Genomic DNA, 17020 nt, shown 5'->3' on the forward strand with positions numbered 1-17020 from the left:
TTTGTATCTGCGAGGGGCTTTTGCAAAAGTGCGCGTGGTACCGATCTGCGCCTCGATCGGCAGCCAGTGCGGTTCTGCAAGAACCTCTGGAGGTTGTGTACATGGAAAACCTGGAGGCACTGGTCTCGCAAGCGCTCGAGGCTGTGCAACGAAGCGAAGACGTCAACGCCCTTGAGCAGATCCGGGTCCAGTACCTGGGAAAGAAAGGCGAGCTGACTCTGGTGATGCAAACATTGGGGAAGCTTTCGCCGGAGGAGCGACCCAAGGCAGGCGCATTGATTAATGCGGCCAAATCCCAGGTCCAAGACGTTCTCAACGCCCGCAAGGCTGAGCTTGAGCGGGCGGCACTGGGTGCTCAGTTGGCAGCCGAGCGCATTGATGTTTCCTTGCCGGGACGTGGCCAGGTCTCGGGTGGCCTGCATCCGGTGACCCGCACGCTAGAGCGTATCGAACAGTTCTTCAGTCACATCGGATACAGCGTTGCCGAAGGGCCTGAAGTTGAAGATGACTATCACAACTTCGAGGCCCTCAACATCCCGGGCCATCACCCGGCGCGTGCGATGCACGACACCTTCTACTTCAACGCCAATATGCTGTTACGGACTCATACATCACCGGTTCAGGTGCGAACTATGGAGTCCCGCCAGCCCCCAATACGGATCGTTTGTCCCGGGCGGGTCTATCGTTGCGACTCGGATATCACTCATTCGCCGATGTTCCATCAGGTAGAAGGCTTGCTGATCGACGAGGGCATCAGCTTTGCCGATCTGAAAGGCACCATTGAGCAATTTCTGCGGGTGTTCTTTGAAAAACCACTCGGCGTACGCTTTCGACCTTCCTTCTTTCCGTTCACCGAGCCTTCGGCGGAAGTGGACATGCAGTGCGTGATGTGCAGTGGTAAAGGCTGCCGGGTATGCAAGCAGACCGGCTGGCTTGAGGTCATGGGTTGCGGCATGGTGCATCCGAACGTATTGCGGATGTCGGGTATCGATCCGGAGAAGTACCAAGGATTTGCCTTCGGCATGGGCGCCGAGCGCTTGGCCATGCTTCGCTATGGCGTCAATGATTTGCGCCTGTTCTTCGACAACGACCTGCGGTTCTTGGCGCAGTTTCGCTAGCGCAGTGCTTGTCAACGGATTTAGGAGAACAGAATGAAATTCAGTGAACAGTGGCTGCGGAGCTGGGTTAATCCGCAGGTTTCTCGTGACGAACTGGTAGCTCGTCTGTCGATGGTTGGCCTCGAGGTTGATGCCGTTACTCCCGTGGCTGGGATGTTCAGCGGTGTAGTGGTAGGCCAGGTGCTGAGTGTAGAGCAGCACCCCGATGCCGATAAGCTGCGTGTTTGTCAGGTCAGCAACGGTGTCGAAACCTTTCAGGTGGTGTGCGGTGCGCCGAATGTGCGCGCCGGATTGAAGATCCCTTTCGCCATGATCGGTGCGGTGCTTCCGGGTGACTTCAAGATCAAGAAGGCCAAGCTGCGCGGAGTCGAATCCAACGGCATGCTTTGCTCGGAAACCGAACTGCAGGTCGGTAACGATGACAGCGGTTTGATGGAGTTGCTCGATGACGCACCGGTTGGACGCGACTTTCGCGACTATCTGGGGCTGGATGATGCGACCATCGAAATCGGCTTGACTCCGAATCGGGGTGATTGTCTGTCGCTGAAAGGCCTGGCGCGCGAAGTGGGTGCGATATATGACGTCGCAGTGAATGTTCCGTCTGTTCCGGCTGTTGCGGAAAGCCACGAACAGCGTCTTTCTATTGAAGTGGCCGCACCACAGGCCTGTCCGCGGTATCTGGGGCGTGTCATTCGCAATATTGATTGCTCGCGTCCGACGCCGCTGTGGATGCTGGAGCGTCTGCGTCGCTCTGATGTGCGCAGTGTTGACGCGGTCGTCGATATCACCAATTACGTGATGCTTGAGCTAGGACAACCACTTCATGCCTTCGATCTGAAGCAGATCAACGGCGGCATTCGAGTGCGGATGGCTGACGAAGGCGAAAAACTGGTTTTGCTGGACGGCCAGGAAGTGATTCTGCGTGCTGATACGTTGGTGATCGCCGATCATCAGCGAGCCTTGGCCATCGCCGGCGTGATGGGCGGCGAACATAGCGGTGTGGCTGCGCAAACCCGAGACATTTTCCTCGAGAGCGCGTTCTTCGACACCATCGCCTTGGCCGGTAAGGCTCGCTCCTATGGTTTGCATACCGACGCGTCTCACCGTTATGAGCGTGGTGTCGATCCTCAATTGGCGCGAATTGCCATGGAGCGCGCCACGGCGTTGCTGCTTGAGATTGTTGGCGGCGAGGCAGGCACGATCACAGAGGTAGTAAGCGAAGGCTATCTGCCGAATATTGCGCCGATTACGTTGCGTGCAGAGCGAATCAGCCAGATGTTGGGTTTACAACTCGAGCCTGTTCAGGTGGTTCGGTTGTTGACCTCGCTCGGCTTGAGCGTTACCGAAGACGGCGTCGGCCGTTGGCAGGTCGGCGTACCCAGCCATCGTTTTGATATCAGCTTGGAGGTTGATCTGATCGAAGAGCTGGGCCGGCTGTATGGCTATGACCGTCTTCCCGTGCGCTATCCGCAGGCGCGTCTTGCGCCGGAGGCGAAGGCTGAAGCTCGTGCAGAGTTGCCGCTTCTGCGGCGCCTGCTGGTCGCGCGTGGTTATCAGGAGGCAATTACCTATAGCTTCATCGATCCGAAGCTGTTTGAGCTGTTCGCGCCTGGGATAAAACCACTGCAATTGGCTAATCCGATCTCCGCGGATATGGCGGTGATGCGTGTATCGCTGTGGCCGGGCCTGATCAAGGCGTTGCAGCACAATCTCAATCGTCAACAGTCGCGGGTGCGTTTGTTCGAGGCCGGTCTGCGCTTCGTTGGCCAGCTGGACGAGCTGAAACAGGAATGCATGCTGGCTGGTGTGGTGTCCGGCAGTCGTATGCCTGAAGGATGGGCTAACGAACGCGAACCGGTCGATTTTTACGATGCGAAGGCAGACGTCGAGGCGTTGTTGGGCTATGCCGGTGATGGTTGCTCGTATCGGTTCGTTGTTGCGGAGCATCCGGCTCTGCATCCCGGGCAGACCGCTCGTATCGAGCGGGACGGTCGACTGGTCGGCTACATCGGCAGACTGCATCCGGAGCTGGCGGGTAATCTGGGAGTCGATCAGCCGGTTTATCTGTTCGAGTTGCTTGTTTCGGAAATTGCCGAAGGGCGCCTCCCACAATTCAGCGAACTATCGAGGTTCCCTGAAGTGCGGCGGGATATCGCTCTGCTCGTAGACCGCGACGTCGCAGCTGAGGCCGTGACGCAGTGTATTCGTGAGGCGGCGGGGGCACATCTGGTTCACCTCAAGCTATTTGATGTGTATCAGGGCAAAGGTATTGATCCCTCTAGCAAAAGTGTGGCAGTCGGCTTGACCTGGCAACACCCTTCACGCACTCTTAATGACGAAGAGGTTAACGCTGCTATGCAGAGCATCCTGACCTCGTTGGAAGAAAGGTTCAACGCCACGTTAAGGAAATAGCGTATGGGGGCTCTGACGAAAGCTGAAATGGCGGAACGTCTATACGAAGAGCTAGGCTTGAATAAGCGTGAAGCCAAGGAGTTGGTCGAGCTTTTTTTCGAAGAGATTCGCCAGGCGCTGGAGCATAACGAGCAGGTGAAATTGTCAGGGTTTGGCAATTTCGACCTGCGTGATAAGCGCCAGCGCCCTGGTCGTAACCCGAAGACAGGCGAGGAAATACCGATCACGGCGCGCCGCGTCGTAACTTTCCGTCCAGGGCAAAAACTCAAAGCCAGAGTCGAGGCCTATGCTGGAACCAAGTCATAACGACGAACTGCCCGTTATCCCTGGCAAGCGCTATTTCACTATCGGTGAGGTCAGTGAACTTTGCGCAGTGAAACCCCATGTACTGCGTTATTGGGAGCAAGAGTTTCCACAGGTCAACCCTGTGAAGAGAAGAGGCAATCGGCGGTACTATCAGCGGCAGGATGTGTTGATGATCCGTCAGATTCGTGCGCTCCTTTATGACCAGGGATTCACTATCGGTGGAGCTAGGTTGCGCTTGTCAGGGGATGAAGCGCGCGAAGACACCACGCAGTACAAGCAACTGATTCGTCAGATGATCTGCGAATTGGAGGAGGTACTACAAGTTCTGCGCAAGTAAAAGCGAGGCAAAACCAGCGGAAGAAAAAACCTTCACATTTTCAGTCGCTTAATGTATAGTTTCGTTCGTTTTCAGCTTTCGCAAAAGACTTCGGGGCGTAGCGCAGCCTGGTAGCGCACTTGCATGGGGTGCAAGGGGTCGAGTGTTCGAATCACTCCGTCCCGACCAAAAAAACCCTAAAAAATCCAGTTACTTAGCGGTAACTGGATTTTTTTATGGCCGTTCCAAACCAAGCTGTGTGGGGACTTTTGCGGGGACTTTTTTCATCCTGCCTTCCTCCTCAGTATCGTCAGCGCTGGGCCTCTCGAATCCGTTGCCGATATCTTGTTGGCTTCATCGATCAGCTTGCCCAGTTCGGCTGCCGAGTAATGGCTGGTGATGCTGCCGTTCTTGTGGCCCAACAGGACCTTCCTGTCTTCTTCCGTTACGCCGGCGGCGCGAAGCCTGCGACCGAACGTGTGCTTTAGATCATGCACGCGGATCGATGCAAATCCAGGCGGTGCCGTTCGCCTGAAGCGCTCCTCGTACATCGCGGCCGCCCGTTTCCTTGCCTTGCGCCACGCCGAGTCGTTCATGCGGTGCACTGGAGTGGCGTTGCCATCCTTGTCGGGTTGGCCGTAGGGAAACACCCATATCGGGTCCAGTCCCCGTTGCCCCTCGATGACCGACTTGGCGACCCGGTTCAGCACGATCAATCGCTCGTCGCCGTTCTTGACCCCCGCATTGTCGTGTCGCCCGCCAAAATCGGCCGGGATGAGGAACACGCTGGTTTCCAGTTCCGGCACCGGGATTTCCCAATCCCAGCGTAGCTTGACCACCTCCTGCTCGCGAGAACCGCTGTTGACCTTGTAGAGCGCCATCCTTTTCAGGTGATCGGGTAGCTCTGCAAACAACAGACTCTGCTCCTCCCAGGACAACGGATGGGGCTGACGCGTCGAACGCCTGAGGTCCAGACGCGTAATCATCGGGACGGTATCGAGCCAGGGGCGCCTTGCTTCATCGCGCCACTTTCGTGCGCAGAGATTCAGGACGCGGATGACTCGTTCCAACGCGATGTTTATGGTTCGAGGTGCCACGCTTCTGCCTTTTCTGGGCGATCCGCGCAGGCGACCCGCGAGCCTATCCTTCACATATGGCGCGAGCGCCTCGTCGTCGACGTGGTCGACTGGTCGATCACCAATGTAGGGATCGAGCTGCTCCAGATACAACGCCGTGAGTCCTATGGATGGCTGGTCCTTGTACTCCACCAGATAGCGCGTAGCCGCCTCGCGCCACGTTCTTACCCTTCGAACGCCGTAGATGTGCTGCTGCCTCAGCTGCTCCAGGCGATGGATCAGGTACTGCTCCGCCTCCTTCCGGTCACCTGAGCCAGTGCTTTCTCGAATGCGCTGACCTCGATAGATCTTGTCGATGCACCAGACGCCGTTGCGCTGGTACAGGCCGGTGATATTTCTTTTCGCCATGGTTGTCCTCCACGGCGCTTGCTGCAGGGCGGATCTTCCCTCTGCGCACCGCTCTTTTCAATGCTGGCCCGCTCGATGTAGGCGTCTGCCCAGGCGTCGAGTTCGAGACGATCAAAGCCGATACCCTGGACCCCGATGGGAAACTCCCGGATGAAGGGCCGCACGGCCTTGTTGAATTCGGTGCGACACATTCCCAGGTAGGCGGGGGCTGCGTTGGCTCGCAGGATTCGGGGTGGGCAGGTGATCAAGCGTGCGGCTACCTGTTCAGATGACGCGGGCATGAATATCGCCTCCTTATGGACCCTGATCCGTTCTGCAGATGCTGTCCCCTGCTGGCCGGGCGAACAACGTGGTGGAGGGAGCTACGGAGGGTTTGGTACAACAACCGCTTTGGCTCGGTTGACCTGGATCGTGGCGTATGTCCAGTCGCGGGCTGGTTCGCTGATATCAGGCTTGAGGATTGGTACGTGTCTTCCGAAGAGGTAGCCCAGCAACTTGGTTCCAGCCCTGGGGGCCCAGTCAGTCGTGAGGAGATGTACGCAGAGGTGTGGCGGCGTCCCATGACCAAGATCGCGGATCACCATCGTGTTTCTTCCAGCTTCTTGGCGCGCGTGTGTGCCCGCATGAATGTCCCACGGCCACCGCGCGGGCACTGGGTAAAGCTGGAGAATGGAATACCGAGTCCTCAGCCACCGCTGCCTGAGGCTGGGCCTGGTGACCTGCAGGTCTGGCGCAGGGGAGATGTTCTTGGTGCTGTTTCTCAACCGGCTCCGAAGGCACCGGTGCCGCGTAAAATAAGCCCTGAACAGCTCCGCATATCACGATCAAGGCAGCACCCTGTTGTCGTAGGGGCGCATGAAGTATTTGAGCAAGGCCGCGTCATCGACCAGGGCTTCCTCAAGCCCGGGAAGCAGCGCCTGGTGGATGTCGTGGTGACCAAGCCGCAACTGGAGCCTGCCCTCAAGCTTGCTAATCAGCTGTTTCTCAAGCTGGAGGCTGCCGGTCATCGCGTGATGTTTGCTCCGAGTGACCGCACCTATGCCCGGGTTGCGTTTGATGAGCATGAGCACCCACCCAAGAAACCAAGGCACCGGTATCCGGCGTTGTGGTCACCCTCCAAGCCCACGGTAGTCTTCATTGGGACGGTCGCCATCGGGCTGACGTTGTTTGAGATGACTGAGGAATTGGACGCTCGGAATATCGATGGTGAGTACATCCCTACCTCTAAGATCTCGGCGCAGCAACTGCGCCGCTTGAGCTCTGCTTGGAACTGGACGACCCGAATGGACTTTGCGACCGGCCGTCTATGCATAAGGGCTTTCTCTCCCTACCCAGGTGCGGATTGGTCTCAAAGTTGGAAGGAGGTCAAGCAAAGCCCGTTGCGTGGCCAGCTGGATGAGATCGTACAGCAGCTCACGGACGCCGCGCCTGTAATTGCCCGATTGGTAGAAGAGGCCGAGGAGCAGGCCAGGATTCGGCAGCAGAAGTGGAGGGAGCAGTTACTCCGGCTCGAGGAGAGAGAACGGATTCGACGTCAAAACGAGGCAAGGAAGCAGGCGAGAGCTGATTTGCTGAGTGCCATCAAACAGTGGGATGACATAAAACGGATCCAGGCCTTTTTCAGTGATGCTGAGAGCTCCGTATCGAATCTGCCCGAAGCCGAGCGGTGTGTTGCTATGGACAAGCTCGCTCAAGCGCGTGAGCTTGTTGGCGAGCTGGATCCGCTACAGGCGTTGCTGGAATGGAAGGGTCCTCGGGAGCGCTGAGACTGATTCGGTCTGGGTTTACGAAACTCGGAAAATGCTCACTGATGGTGAGCGTTGTCTGGATTTTATAAACCTGTCGATCCGGAGGTATGTGAATCGCCCCTTGATGCGTGTTCAACGTCCGTGACGTCGACCGATGCAGGCGTCAGTCGAGGCGCTTGCGGATTTCGTTGAATGCCCGCTGAATTATTCTCTGCTGATTGGGATCGATCTCAAGTTCAGTGCACAGTGAAGGCCATCCGGCGAGAGCATCAAGGGTCTGCTCGATGTAAATGTCCGGATCCAGGTAGCGGAAAGCAGAGCAGACTTGTTTGAGGTTTTTACGTGTTGGTAGTCCGGAGCCGTTGAAAGAGGTGGTGTGCTCGTCCGCGAAACCCTGGACAGGGGCATAGGTCAGGTCATAGGCCGGAGCTAATGTCCACCGTCCTTGGTCGTGTAGGAATGCGAAGTTCTTGGCGTGATCATCATGGTTGTGGGTCAGCGCGTTGAAAACCATGAGTCTTGCCATGCGCTCTACCTCCGCCGCATGGTTAGTGACCGCATTGGTTGTTTTCAAGAGATCCGAATAGTCCAGTGAGGGAACTCGGTGATCAGCATAGAGAATGCCGCTGGCAGTCATCATGTGGAGTTTGCTATTGCCGTGCCGGTCGAAGCGCTGGACAGCAAAGAAACGCTCGGTGCCGTTCGAAGAGCTGACTGTGAGCAAATCGCTCGCAGCCATCTTTACTCCTGCACGTTCTGCCAAGAGCGCGTAGGCGTATTCGATGGTGCCGGTATCACGATGTTCAGTTGGTGACCGGAATTTCACTAGCCAGTGTTGGTAGCCCGCTGGGAGCTGCTGGAAAGATGTATTGCACTGCGTTCTGTCTGGGGACAGGGCAACGACTACCTTGGGGCGAGCGCCGGCAGGGGAGCCGCCAGCGAGGCGCAGAGCGTCAAGAATGGACGAGGTGTCCCCTTCGTAGACAGCCTGGGACTCCTGATAGAGCTGGGCCAGGTCGATATCAACTTCACCGGTGGCGTGCTCAAGCACCGGGCGATACTCCAGTGCACCCATGCCCCTGTCTGCCATGTAAGCCAGCCGATCGAGCGGGGAAATGTATCTACGGTCCATGCCATGGTTGGCGAGGAAGTAACGATCCATTAGCAGCATGCCCCATCCGTCTGGGAGGGAGTCGGCAAGCGCGCCTGGTAGGCCTGCGAAAAGGACTGGATCAGCAGCTTTCTGGGGCTGAGTTGTGAAGTCCATGTTCAGGGGCGACAGGTTGAAGCCTTGCGCCACCCACTGTGGATGATAGGCAAAGTAGATGCCCTGTCGACTGCCCACCAGCTCCCCGACCGGTGTGCCGGCAAGCAATACCTCTACGGTGGTGATGGATTTCATTGGCGCCCCCGGGTACGTCCCGCTTGTTTGATTTGTTCAAGCGATACAGGCCGCTCATGCTTGAACAATTCGGCGATTTGGCGTGTGGCACCAAGTGCTGTAGCGATGAGAACCAGTGCATCGAGGGTGATTTGCCCATTGGACTCGAATCGCTTGATGGTCGATTCGGAAACACCCGCCATCTTCGCCAGTGACTTGCGGGAGAGGTTCTGTGCCAGTCGCGCTTCCCGGGCGTTGGCACCGACCTTCTGGGCCAATTCGCCTGGAGCGAGCAGAGAATGGGTTAGGGCCATGAGAAAGCTTATTTAATGGTTCACTTGTGATCCATTATACGGTATTAAGGCTCATAGTGGTTCAAATATGATCCATTTATTTTCCTGGCTCGGATTGTTCCAAGGCGGAGATCGCATGCCCTGACTACACGCTCAAGCCGATTGTTCTGTTACCAGTCTGTTCACGTCGCAATCCGCATGTGGAAAAACGCTAGCAGTTGCAATGGGAATGTGGACGGCAGTATGGCTTCACGTAGCCATGCGTAATCGACCAGGTGCATGTCCAAAGTCCTTTAGCTTGACTCTATTCCCCAAATTTCCTTGATTTGACCTGCCCTCAGTTTTAGTACCGCTTCACGCGGTCTCGACGGAAATGACAGGTGGTTGGCGCAAGGTAGTGGTACAAAAGTGGTCTAAGTTGGTGGTCCAAACGTGCTTGCAAATGCCCTCCACCTTCGGTCTGCAATAGCGGCAGATTTGATCCGAATTCTCAGCGAAGAGCCGGTACAATGGCGCCGCTCGCCGTCAGGCGGGTTCGTCATGGTGGCCGGTCCCCTCGCAACGATCAGCCGTGAACCCGGTCAGGCCCGGAAGGGGAGCGGCCGCAGTGGTGCCATTGTGTGCCGGGGTGTGGCTGGAAACCTATAGCCTTGAGTTTGATGCGCTAGCACTGAAGGAAAAAGCCGGCGATGGTGTTTCAGGTCGCAGTTTACCGGCGTGAAGGCAAACAGGCGTATCGCAATGCGGCCGAACGCCTCCGATAACGGCTTAAAGGCTTGTAGCGATTCGGGCCGCCGCTGAAGTGAAAAAAGCGCCCGGCGAGGCGGGCGCGCATTGGTTCTCGACCAAGAGGTTCACTTGGTCAAAATCAGCTTGTTCTGCCGCGTCAGCCGCAGCACATATTCATGGCCATCATGGAGGATGACCATCTCCTTTGTACCATCCAGCAACTGATCGCTGGAGACGATCCGGCGCGCTGGGCTTGATGCCTGGAGCTCCGTCCGCTCCGTCTGCGCGGTGTCGGAAAAACCTCGTTCCGATAGGTTCATGCCAGGCTCCTTCGTTCATTCAGGCACGTACACCATCGAGCCGTCCTTGAGCCTATAGGCCACACCGGCCTTAGCCCCTTCGCCCTGGCCGATATCGCCGGTTGAGGTGTAGTGCTCCATGGTTTTGCCCTCCTTGACGAAGATTTCCATGTTCGGCTTCCCTGCGTTCTTGATCACCGTGACATCCTCATCGCTGGCGAATGGGTTAACGGGGTTGTTGGCCACCGCGATCAGCAGCGCGGCGATGATCACCAGGAATACGTCGATCAGGTTGACGACCGAGAGGATCGGATCGTCGGCCTCGGCTTCTTCCAGTAGTCGCAGGCTCATCAGGCGATCTCCACCGTCAGATCATGAGCGACGCTGGCTGCCTCACCATTGCTGTTGCGCTGCTCATTCTCGATCTGCACGAGCTCTTCGGCGTACCAGCGGCGACGCACGTTGACCACCCAGTAAGTCAGCGAGGCGGACAGCAGCGAGAGGATCACAGCCGAAAAGGCCACGGTAAGGTTATCGCTGACCTGATCGAGTTGTCCGCCGGACAATCCCTTGAGCGCCGGGCCCATGGGAATCATCGTAGCCACAAGTCCGAGCATCGGCGTGATGCGTGTGACGATGCGCGGAACCTCAAGGCGTTTGAATGCCAGCGTTTCCAGTTCGACCGAGCTCATCTGCGGCGCCTGGCGCCAGCTATGCAACAAGTCGAAGCCGCGTGCGTCACCCAGGCGGCGCTGTCGCGACTGCCAGAGAAAACCGCCTACCGCGTGGAAGGAATAGAGAAACATCAGGATGACTGCCAGGAGCACGGGGAGCATGAACAGTTGGCTGGCGCTGTAAAGTGCCGATTCGATGATGTATTGCATGGGGTCTCCTAAGGTCATGCATGGGCCGGCCGGCGCCGGGCCTGTTGGTGAACTCCGACCAGCAGGGCCAGTGCTACTAGCAATATCGTCACCAATGGCAACCAATCGAAGGGCTGCGGCTTGGCCTGCTGCTTTTCCAGTTTCTGGCCTTGCACCTGTTCCATTGGTGCGGCGCCGCTAGGCTCGCTGGGCTGTGTCTCGGCGGCATTGTCGAGTGGCGTAGCGAGGCCGAAACCACTGGCGGCCTGCCCGACGTATTCGCTGAACTTGGCGTTGTCGCTGACCACGTCATGCTGCTCGGCCAGCTTCTGCCAGCGTTGCGCCAGCTGCTGCAGGGTCTGGGCGTCGGTGTCCCAGTACTCCTTGCGTGCGGCTTCCAGCAGCCGTTCGATCAGTTGCGCCTGGGCTTGTGGATGGTGCTGCTCGAACCATTCGTTGATGTCCAGATCGAGCTTGTCATCAACGTAGACGGCCTTGAACTCGTCCCACTGGTCGCTGCGCACGGTCTCCGGCGCAGTGACCTGCCATCCCCAGAGGTTGTTGGCAGTGCCCAGCACCTCCAGCGCACCGCTGTAGCCTTCGGCCTGAATCGATTTGACCCAGCCAGGATGGAAGTAGCGGGCACGCAGATCGCGAGCGAGAAAGCCAGCGGCGGTTTCGCTGCGTGGGTTGTCGGCGTCGCGCAGGTTGGTGACGTACAGCTCCGGCGACTGGCCATCCAGATGGCGCACGGCCAGGCCCAGGCCGCCCAGGTACTGGAAGGGATCATCGGTGGTTAGCATGCCGTAGAGGTTGGAGGAGCGCGACAGCACCGCGCCCTGCACGCCGCGCAACTGCTCGGCATAGAGGTTCACCGTGGCTTTCTCGCCCCAACGCTCGCTGTCCGGGCCGTAGGCGAACTGCATCTGGTTCAGGTACAGCTCGGCCAGTTTTTCCTCGCCGGCGGCGCGGTCCTGGCCACCGTCGGCGGCTTCGCCGAAGCTGTCGCTGGCCAGCGTGGCGTCCTCCAGGCCGGTGCTGTAGGCGCCGGATTCGGAGGAGAAGATCCGCGTGCGCGCAGCCAGCGAGGCTTCTGCGGCGGGCAATCCGCGTTGCAGCAGCGCCTGCTCGATGCGCCGGCTGTTGGCGGCAATGACGTTGCCCGGCTCGTCCAGCGTGCTGGCCTGGTCGGCAGCCTGGGCGAGCCAGTGCATGACGTTGGGGAACTGGTCGCGGTACAGACCGGTGGCGGAGATCACCGCGTCGATGCGCGGACGACCGAGCTCGGCTGCGGGAATCGCCTCGATGCCGATCACCCGGCCAGCAGCGTCCCACTGCGGCTTGTAGCCCATCACCGCCAGCACCTGGGCTTCGAGCATGCCGAAGTGGCGCATGGTTTCCACCGACCAGAGGGTGAAGGCCAGCTTGCTCGGGTAGTCGCCGTGCAGTTCGCGGTGCTGCTCGATCAGCCGCTCGGCGGCCACCTTGCCGGCCTCCCAGGCTTCACGCGTGGGAATGCGCGAGGGGTCGAAACCGTAGAGGTTGCGTCCGGTGGGCAGGCTGTCCGGATTCCTGATCGGGTCGCCGCCGTAGGAACTGGGTACGTGTCGGCCTTGCAGGGCGCTGAAGTAACCGTCCAGTTCGCTGTCGTTGCCCAGTTTGCGCCAGTAGTCGCGCCCGCGCTCCAGCAGTTCGCCGACGGCCGCATCGCCCGTCCAAGGTTGGTTTTGCCGGATATGGCTGTCCAGCAGCGACCACACTGGCGTGGCGCGGATCTGCTGGTAATCGACCAGCAGCAGTTCTTCCGGGTCTTCCGGTGCCAGTGCGGCCAGCAGCGGCTTGCCAAGCATCTGCTGCACGGTAAGCAGGCGCAGCTCGTCCTCGGCCGGTACGCCAAAGCGGGCCAGCCCCAGCGGCTGTTGCTCCAGCGCGAGGTCGTGCAGCTGCACGTGTAGATCTTCGACGAAGCCGGCGAAGTCGCCCTCCATGGCCGCCGTGATGGCCATGTCCCTGTCGATCTTCAGCTCCGTGGTCAGCTCGCGGATGCGTGCGGCGGTGGCGTTGCGCACCTCGCCCTCGGTCATGCCAAGCCATTCATGCAGCAGGTCGTGCAGTTCGTTGAGCTGGCCATGCAACCCCGCCGGGCCGAACGAGGGCGTGTTGTGGCTGATGGTCACCGCGCGGCCACGGCGTTTGGTCTGCAGCGCTTCGCCAATGTTGTCGACGATATAGGGATAGATCACCGGCAGGTCGCCGAGCACCAGGTAGGGCGCCTCCAGCACGTCCAGGCCGCGCTCCTTGCCCGGCTGCCATTCGGACGTGCCATGGGTGCCGAAGTGCACCACGGCATCGGCGCCGAAACCTTCGCGCAGCCATAGGTAGGCCGCTAGGTAGCTGTGGGACGGCGGCACCTTGGTGTCGTGGTAGAGCGCCTGCTCGCGGTCGTCGGTCCGCTCGCCGCGAGCCGGCTGCGGCATGATCACCTGGTTGCCCAGTTGCAGGCGGGGAATGACGAAAGCACTCTCTGCGGGCAGGAACAATCCGGCCTGTTGAGGCTCGCCCCAGCGATCAAGGATGGGCTGGCGCACCGACTCTGGCAGGCCGTCGAACCAGGCTTGGTAGGTGTCCAGCGACAGGCGTGCGGCGCGGTCGTTTGCCAGCAGCTCCGCCAGCCTGCCGTCGCGGTAGAAGGGCGTCAGCAGGCCGCTCAGTTCCTCGATCAGACGTGCTTCGTCGGCTTGCTCCACTGTGTAGCCTCGCTCGGCGTAGGCGCCGAGCAGACGCTCCAGGCTGCGTGGCACGTTGAGGAAGGAGGCGCCGAGGTTCTTCTCGCCAGGTGGGTAGTTGTAGAACTGGATGGCGGTCTTTACCTCATGGCGCGGCAGCCGCTGCAGGCGCGCCAGACGCATGGCCTTGTCGATCACCGCCTGCAACTGGCGCTCGATGGGGACTATGTCGCCGTCGGCCTTGCGCGTGGCGGCGGCGAACAGCGGATCGATCAGCCCGGCGAATTCCGGCTGCGCCAGGTAGAAGGGAATGTCCTGCGGATTTAGACCCTTGGGGTCGGCCTCCCAGTCCGTCTGCTCGCCGCCCCGGTAGGGCATGGCCTGCAGCACCGGGATGGCGAGTTGCTCGAACTCCTCCTTGCGTCCGGTGCCGTTGAGCATAATCTGCATGTTGATCAGCACGTCGGCGCGCGGCTGGCCGGCGCTGCTCAGCAGCTTAGTGATTTCGCCGTTGCCCATGGCCGAGGTGTACAGCGGCACGGCCAGGGCGCCGGCGGCCTCGATGCGGCGCACGCTGTCATCGACGAAACCGGTCAGCCCGGAATCCATGTAGGCCTTGTGGAACAGCACGCCGACCACCGGTACCTCGCGGCGCAGTTCGCGGCCTTTCCAGTCAAGGAAGTCGTCGAGGCTGGCGAAGATTCGCCCCTGCGCCTGCGGATGGTAGATGCCGGCTTGGGGATGGATATCCGGCGCCGGACAGGCCGCGCCGTCTTCACCGCCAAACAGTGCCTGCAGGCGGCAGAAGAAACCTTCGAAGTTGGCCACGCCACCGTTGCTGTAATACACATCCAGCTCGGCAACCAGCGCCTCGGGCAACTGCCGGCCCCGGCTGCCGTCACGGCGCAACCAGAGCCAGGGCGCCTGCACGGCATCCAGTAGCGGCCCCAGGTTCATCTGTACGGTGCCAAGCGCCGCGCCATAGGGGGCGTCGATCACCAGCAGGTCGTATTCGTCCAGCTCGGCCTTGCCCGGCGTCGCGGCTGAGCCGTCCAGCAGGCGGTAGTCCAGTGCGAAGCCGGCCGCGGCCGCCAGCGGTTTCAAGCGCTCGAACTTGCCTGCCTGTACCGGCGCGGCGGCAATGAACAGCAGGCGCTTGGGCGGCGCAGTTTCGGCCTGGATGCGCATGGACTGGCTCAGTACCAGCAGGCCGCAGACGAGCAGCATCAGCGTCTTGCCCAGCATGAAGATCTCGCGCATCAGAAACTGGCCTCCACCGCGAGCCAGCCGGTACGCCCCTGCTCGACGTAGCCGAACAGCTCGGACTTGTCCTCCAGGTGCAGGTCGCCGATGTTCTGCACGCCGCCGCGCAGCATCAGGTTGTCATGCAGCTGGTAACCGAGGCTGGCGTGGACCAGGTTGTAGCTCGGTGCGCGCTCCTGGCCGCTGGTACCTTCCAGATGCTGCTTGCCGATGTATTCCCACTGCAGCAGCGCATTCCATTTGCCGGCATGCCACTCCAGCGAGGGCGTGGCGGTGAACTCGGGTCGGCCGTTGAGCTTGGCATCGGTCTTCGCGTTGCGCGAGTCCATCCAGTTCAGCGTGGCGCCCAGGGCCAGGCCGAAGCCCAGTTCGCGGCGCGCCGAGAGTTCCAGGCCCTCGATGCGCGCTTCCTCAATGTTGTCGTACTGGTAGACGGTGCGTGGCGGGATGCCCGGCTCCCGGCGCAGCACGCGGTAGTAGATCAGGTCGTCGATCTCGTTGCGGTAGAGGTTGGCGGTGTAGGCGCTACGCTCGTCGTGCCAGTCCACGCCCAGCTCGAACGAGCGGCTGGTCTCCGGCTGGATGTCGGCGTTGCCGAGGAAGGTGTGCGGGCCTTCGGCACCGATGTAGTTGGGCGAGATCTGCTTGAGGGTCGGCGCGCGGAAGGCCTCGCCATAGCCGGCCTTGAAGGTCAGCTCCGGGGTGGCGCGCCAGACGAGCCAGGCCCGCGGGCTGGTTTCGCGACCGAATATCTCGTGGTCGTCCAGGCGCGCACCCAGGGTCAGCGCCCAGTCGTCGGCCAGGGCGATCTCGTCCTGGATGAATACCGCCTGGTGCACCACCGAGTCGGAGCCGCCGATCAGGCCGGCATTCTCCAGTTCTTCGTCGCGGTGCTCGCCGCCCAGGGTCAGTGCATGGCGGTCGCCCAGATGGAAGTTCACGCTGGCATCCCAGACGTCGTCGCGAATGGACTGCGGGCGGGTGGGGGTGAGGTTCTGGGTGCGTTTGTTGGTGACGTCGAATTCGGAGCGGGTAAAGCGCAGTTGCGTCCGGGCGGCACCCCAGTCGGCATTCCAGGCCAGTGAATCCTGACGGCGGTCCAGTTCGTAGGTGTCGAGGTAGATTGGCCGGGCGAAGTAGGCGTACTGCTGGTTGCGGTCGCGGGTCTCGTCGCTGCGCAGCATGTCCAGCTTCAGCGTCTGGCCCTGGACCGGGCTGTAGCTCAGCCCCAGGCTGCCGGTCTGGCGGTCCTGGCCTTCGACTTCGGAGACGCGCGCATCCTGCTCCCAGGGCGTCGACTCGCGGCGCACTTCCTCGACGCTGAGGGCCAGGCTCAGCCCCTCGGCCAGCGGGCCGGAGGCGCGCGCGGCCAGGCGGTGGCCGTTGCCGGTGTCGCCATCGCCCACTTCGCCGCGCAGGGTCACGCCGCCGTGCCATTCGTTCTGAGCCTGGCGGGTGATGATGTTGATCACGCCGCCGATGGCTTCCGAACCGTACAGCGCGGACATCGGCCCGCGCACCACCTCGATGCGTTCGATCTGCTCGATGCCGACCCAGCCGTACTGGTAGTCGGAGTGGCCGATGGTGTCGTCGGTGGAGGAAATGCGCCGGCCGTCGATCAGCACCAGGGTATGGCGGTCCTCGGCGCCACGGATGCTGAGGGTCTTGCGTCCGCCGACCTGGCGCCCGTTGAGGCTGATGCCCGGCGTGCCGCGCAGGGCTTCCAGCAGGTTGGTGGCGCCGCGCGCCCTGATCTGCTCGGCGGTGATGACCGTTACCGCTGCCGGCGCATCGGCCAGGGACTGCGAGCTGCGGGTGGCGGTGATCACCATCGGGTTGAGTTCGGTCGTGCCTGCGGCAAAAGCCGCCGGAGAAACCATGATGCATGCCATTGCCAGCGCGTGCCTGCGCATGTTCACCCCCTGGGAAGAATGAGAATGGCTGGCTTGGGCATCAGGGCCCTGGCTGGCTGAAGATTGTTCTGTGTCGGGCCTGGATAATAATGAGAATCGTTACCAAGTGCAATCGGGTCATGGTCGATACCCGGACGGTCATAGTGTCCCGCGCGTAAACGGGTGAAAG

General features: G+C 60.4%; 13 protein-coding genes, 1 tRNA gene and 1 other RNA gene. 7 read left to right on the forward strand and 8 right to left on the reverse strand.

Going from position 1 to position 17020, the window contains the following annotated elements; all coding sequences use genetic code 11:
- Positions 1-101: 101 nt before the first annotated feature.
- The 5 genes from pheS to U8L64_RS09250 all read left to right on the forward strand — a co-directional run bounded on the left by pheS (position 102) and on the right by U8L64_RS09250 (position 4341).
- Positions 102-1118 carry a phenylalanine--tRNA ligase subunit alpha gene (pheS, locus tag U8L64_RS09230; RefSeq protein ID WP_054093147.1) on the forward strand — a complete coding sequence of 339 codons (1017 nt, stop codon included), beginning with the start codon at positions 102-104 and terminating at the stop codon, positions 1116-1118.
- A 33-nt stretch (positions 1119-1151) separates the two neighbouring features.
- Positions 1152-3530, forward strand: a complete 2379-nt coding sequence (gene pheT / locus U8L64_RS09235; RefSeq protein WP_333396414.1) for a phenylalanine--tRNA ligase subunit beta — start codon at positions 1152-1154, stop codon at positions 3528-3530.
- Positions 3531-3533: 3 nt separating this feature from the next.
- Positions 3534-3836, forward strand: a complete 303-nt coding sequence (ihfA, locus tag U8L64_RS09240) for an integration host factor subunit alpha (RefSeq protein ID WP_003282572.1) — start codon at positions 3534-3536, stop codon at positions 3834-3836.
- Positions 3817-4173, forward strand: a complete 357-nt coding sequence (locus tag U8L64_RS09245; protein ID WP_333396432.1) for a MerR family transcriptional regulator — start codon at positions 3817-3819, stop codon at positions 4171-4173. Before ihfA ends, U8L64_RS09245 begins: the two co-directional genes overlap by 20 nt.
- A 91-nt stretch (positions 4174-4264) precedes the next feature.
- Positions 4265-4341, forward strand: a tRNA-Pro gene (locus U8L64_RS09250).
- 95 nt (positions 4342-4436) lie between these two features.
- Here the strand turns inward: U8L64_RS09250 and U8L64_RS09255 are convergent.
- Entirely contained in the window at positions 4437-5636 is a 1200-nt protein-coding gene (locus U8L64_RS09255; RefSeq protein ID WP_333396435.1) for a tyrosine-type recombinase/integrase, read from the reverse strand.
- Positions 5637-6196: 560 nt separating this feature from the next.
- On the opposite strand from U8L64_RS09255, the gene U8L64_RS09260 reads away from it, so the two are divergent.
- Complete coding sequence (locus tag U8L64_RS09260) at positions 6197-7402, forward strand: hypothetical protein (RefSeq protein ID WP_333396438.1); 1206 nt, start codon at positions 6197-6199, stop codon at positions 7400-7402.
- Positions 7403-7547: 145 nt separating this feature from the next.
- On the opposite strand, the gene U8L64_RS09265 is transcribed toward U8L64_RS09260, so the two are convergent.
- Positions 7548-8786 (reverse strand): type II toxin-antitoxin system HipA family toxin, encoded by a 1239-nt coding sequence (locus U8L64_RS09265; RefSeq protein WP_333396440.1) that lies wholly within the window; start codon positions 8784-8786, stop codon positions 7548-7550.
- Positions 8783-9079 carry a helix-turn-helix domain-containing protein gene (locus U8L64_RS09270; protein WP_043296987.1) on the reverse strand — a complete coding sequence of 99 codons (297 nt, stop codon included), beginning with the start codon at positions 9077-9079 and terminating at the stop codon, positions 8783-8785. Before U8L64_RS09270 ends, U8L64_RS09265 begins: the two co-directional genes overlap by 4 nt.
- Before the next feature lie 524 nt (positions 9080-9603).
- On the opposite strand from U8L64_RS09270, the gene ffs reads away from it, so the two are divergent.
- An RNA gene (gene ffs / locus U8L64_RS09275) (signal recognition particle sRNA small type) lies at positions 9604-9701 on the forward strand.
- 211 nt (positions 9702-9912) lie between these two features.
- Here ffs and hemP read toward each other — a convergent pair.
- From hemP to U8L64_RS09300, 5 genes are read right to left on the reverse strand one after another with little or no spacing between them, the layout of a single operon-like run.
- Complete coding sequence (gene hemP / locus U8L64_RS09280) at positions 9913-10107, reverse strand: hemin uptake protein HemP (RefSeq protein WP_077683078.1); 195 nt, start codon at positions 10105-10107, stop codon at positions 9913-9915.
- A 15-nt stretch (positions 10108-10122) separates the two neighbouring features.
- Entirely contained in the window at positions 10123-10431 is a 309-nt protein-coding gene (locus U8L64_RS09285; protein ID WP_204934990.1) for a DUF2149 domain-containing protein, read from the reverse strand.
- 5 nt (positions 10432-10436) lie between these two features.
- Positions 10437-10970, reverse strand: coding sequence for a MotA/TolQ/ExbB proton channel family protein (locus tag U8L64_RS09290; RefSeq protein WP_043296981.1), 534 nt, complete (start codon positions 10968-10970; stop codon positions 10437-10439).
- Between the two features lie 14 nt (positions 10971-10984).
- Positions 10985-14935: a cobaltochelatase subunit CobN gene (gene cobN / locus U8L64_RS09295; RefSeq protein ID WP_333396447.1), complete on the reverse strand. Its 3951-nt coding sequence runs from the start codon at positions 14933-14935 to the stop codon at positions 10985-10987.
- Positions 14935-16851, reverse strand: a complete 1917-nt coding sequence (locus U8L64_RS09300; RefSeq protein WP_223250010.1) for a TonB-dependent receptor plug domain-containing protein — start codon at positions 16849-16851, stop codon at positions 14935-14937. Before U8L64_RS09300 ends, cobN begins: the two co-directional genes overlap by 1 nt.
- Positions 16852-17020: the final 169 nt, after the last annotated feature.

This window comes from Pseudomonas sp. FIP_A4, assembly GCF_036701605.1.
Lineage (GTDB): Bacteria > Pseudomonadota > Gammaproteobacteria > Pseudomonadales > Pseudomonadaceae > Stutzerimonas > Stutzerimonas phenolilytica.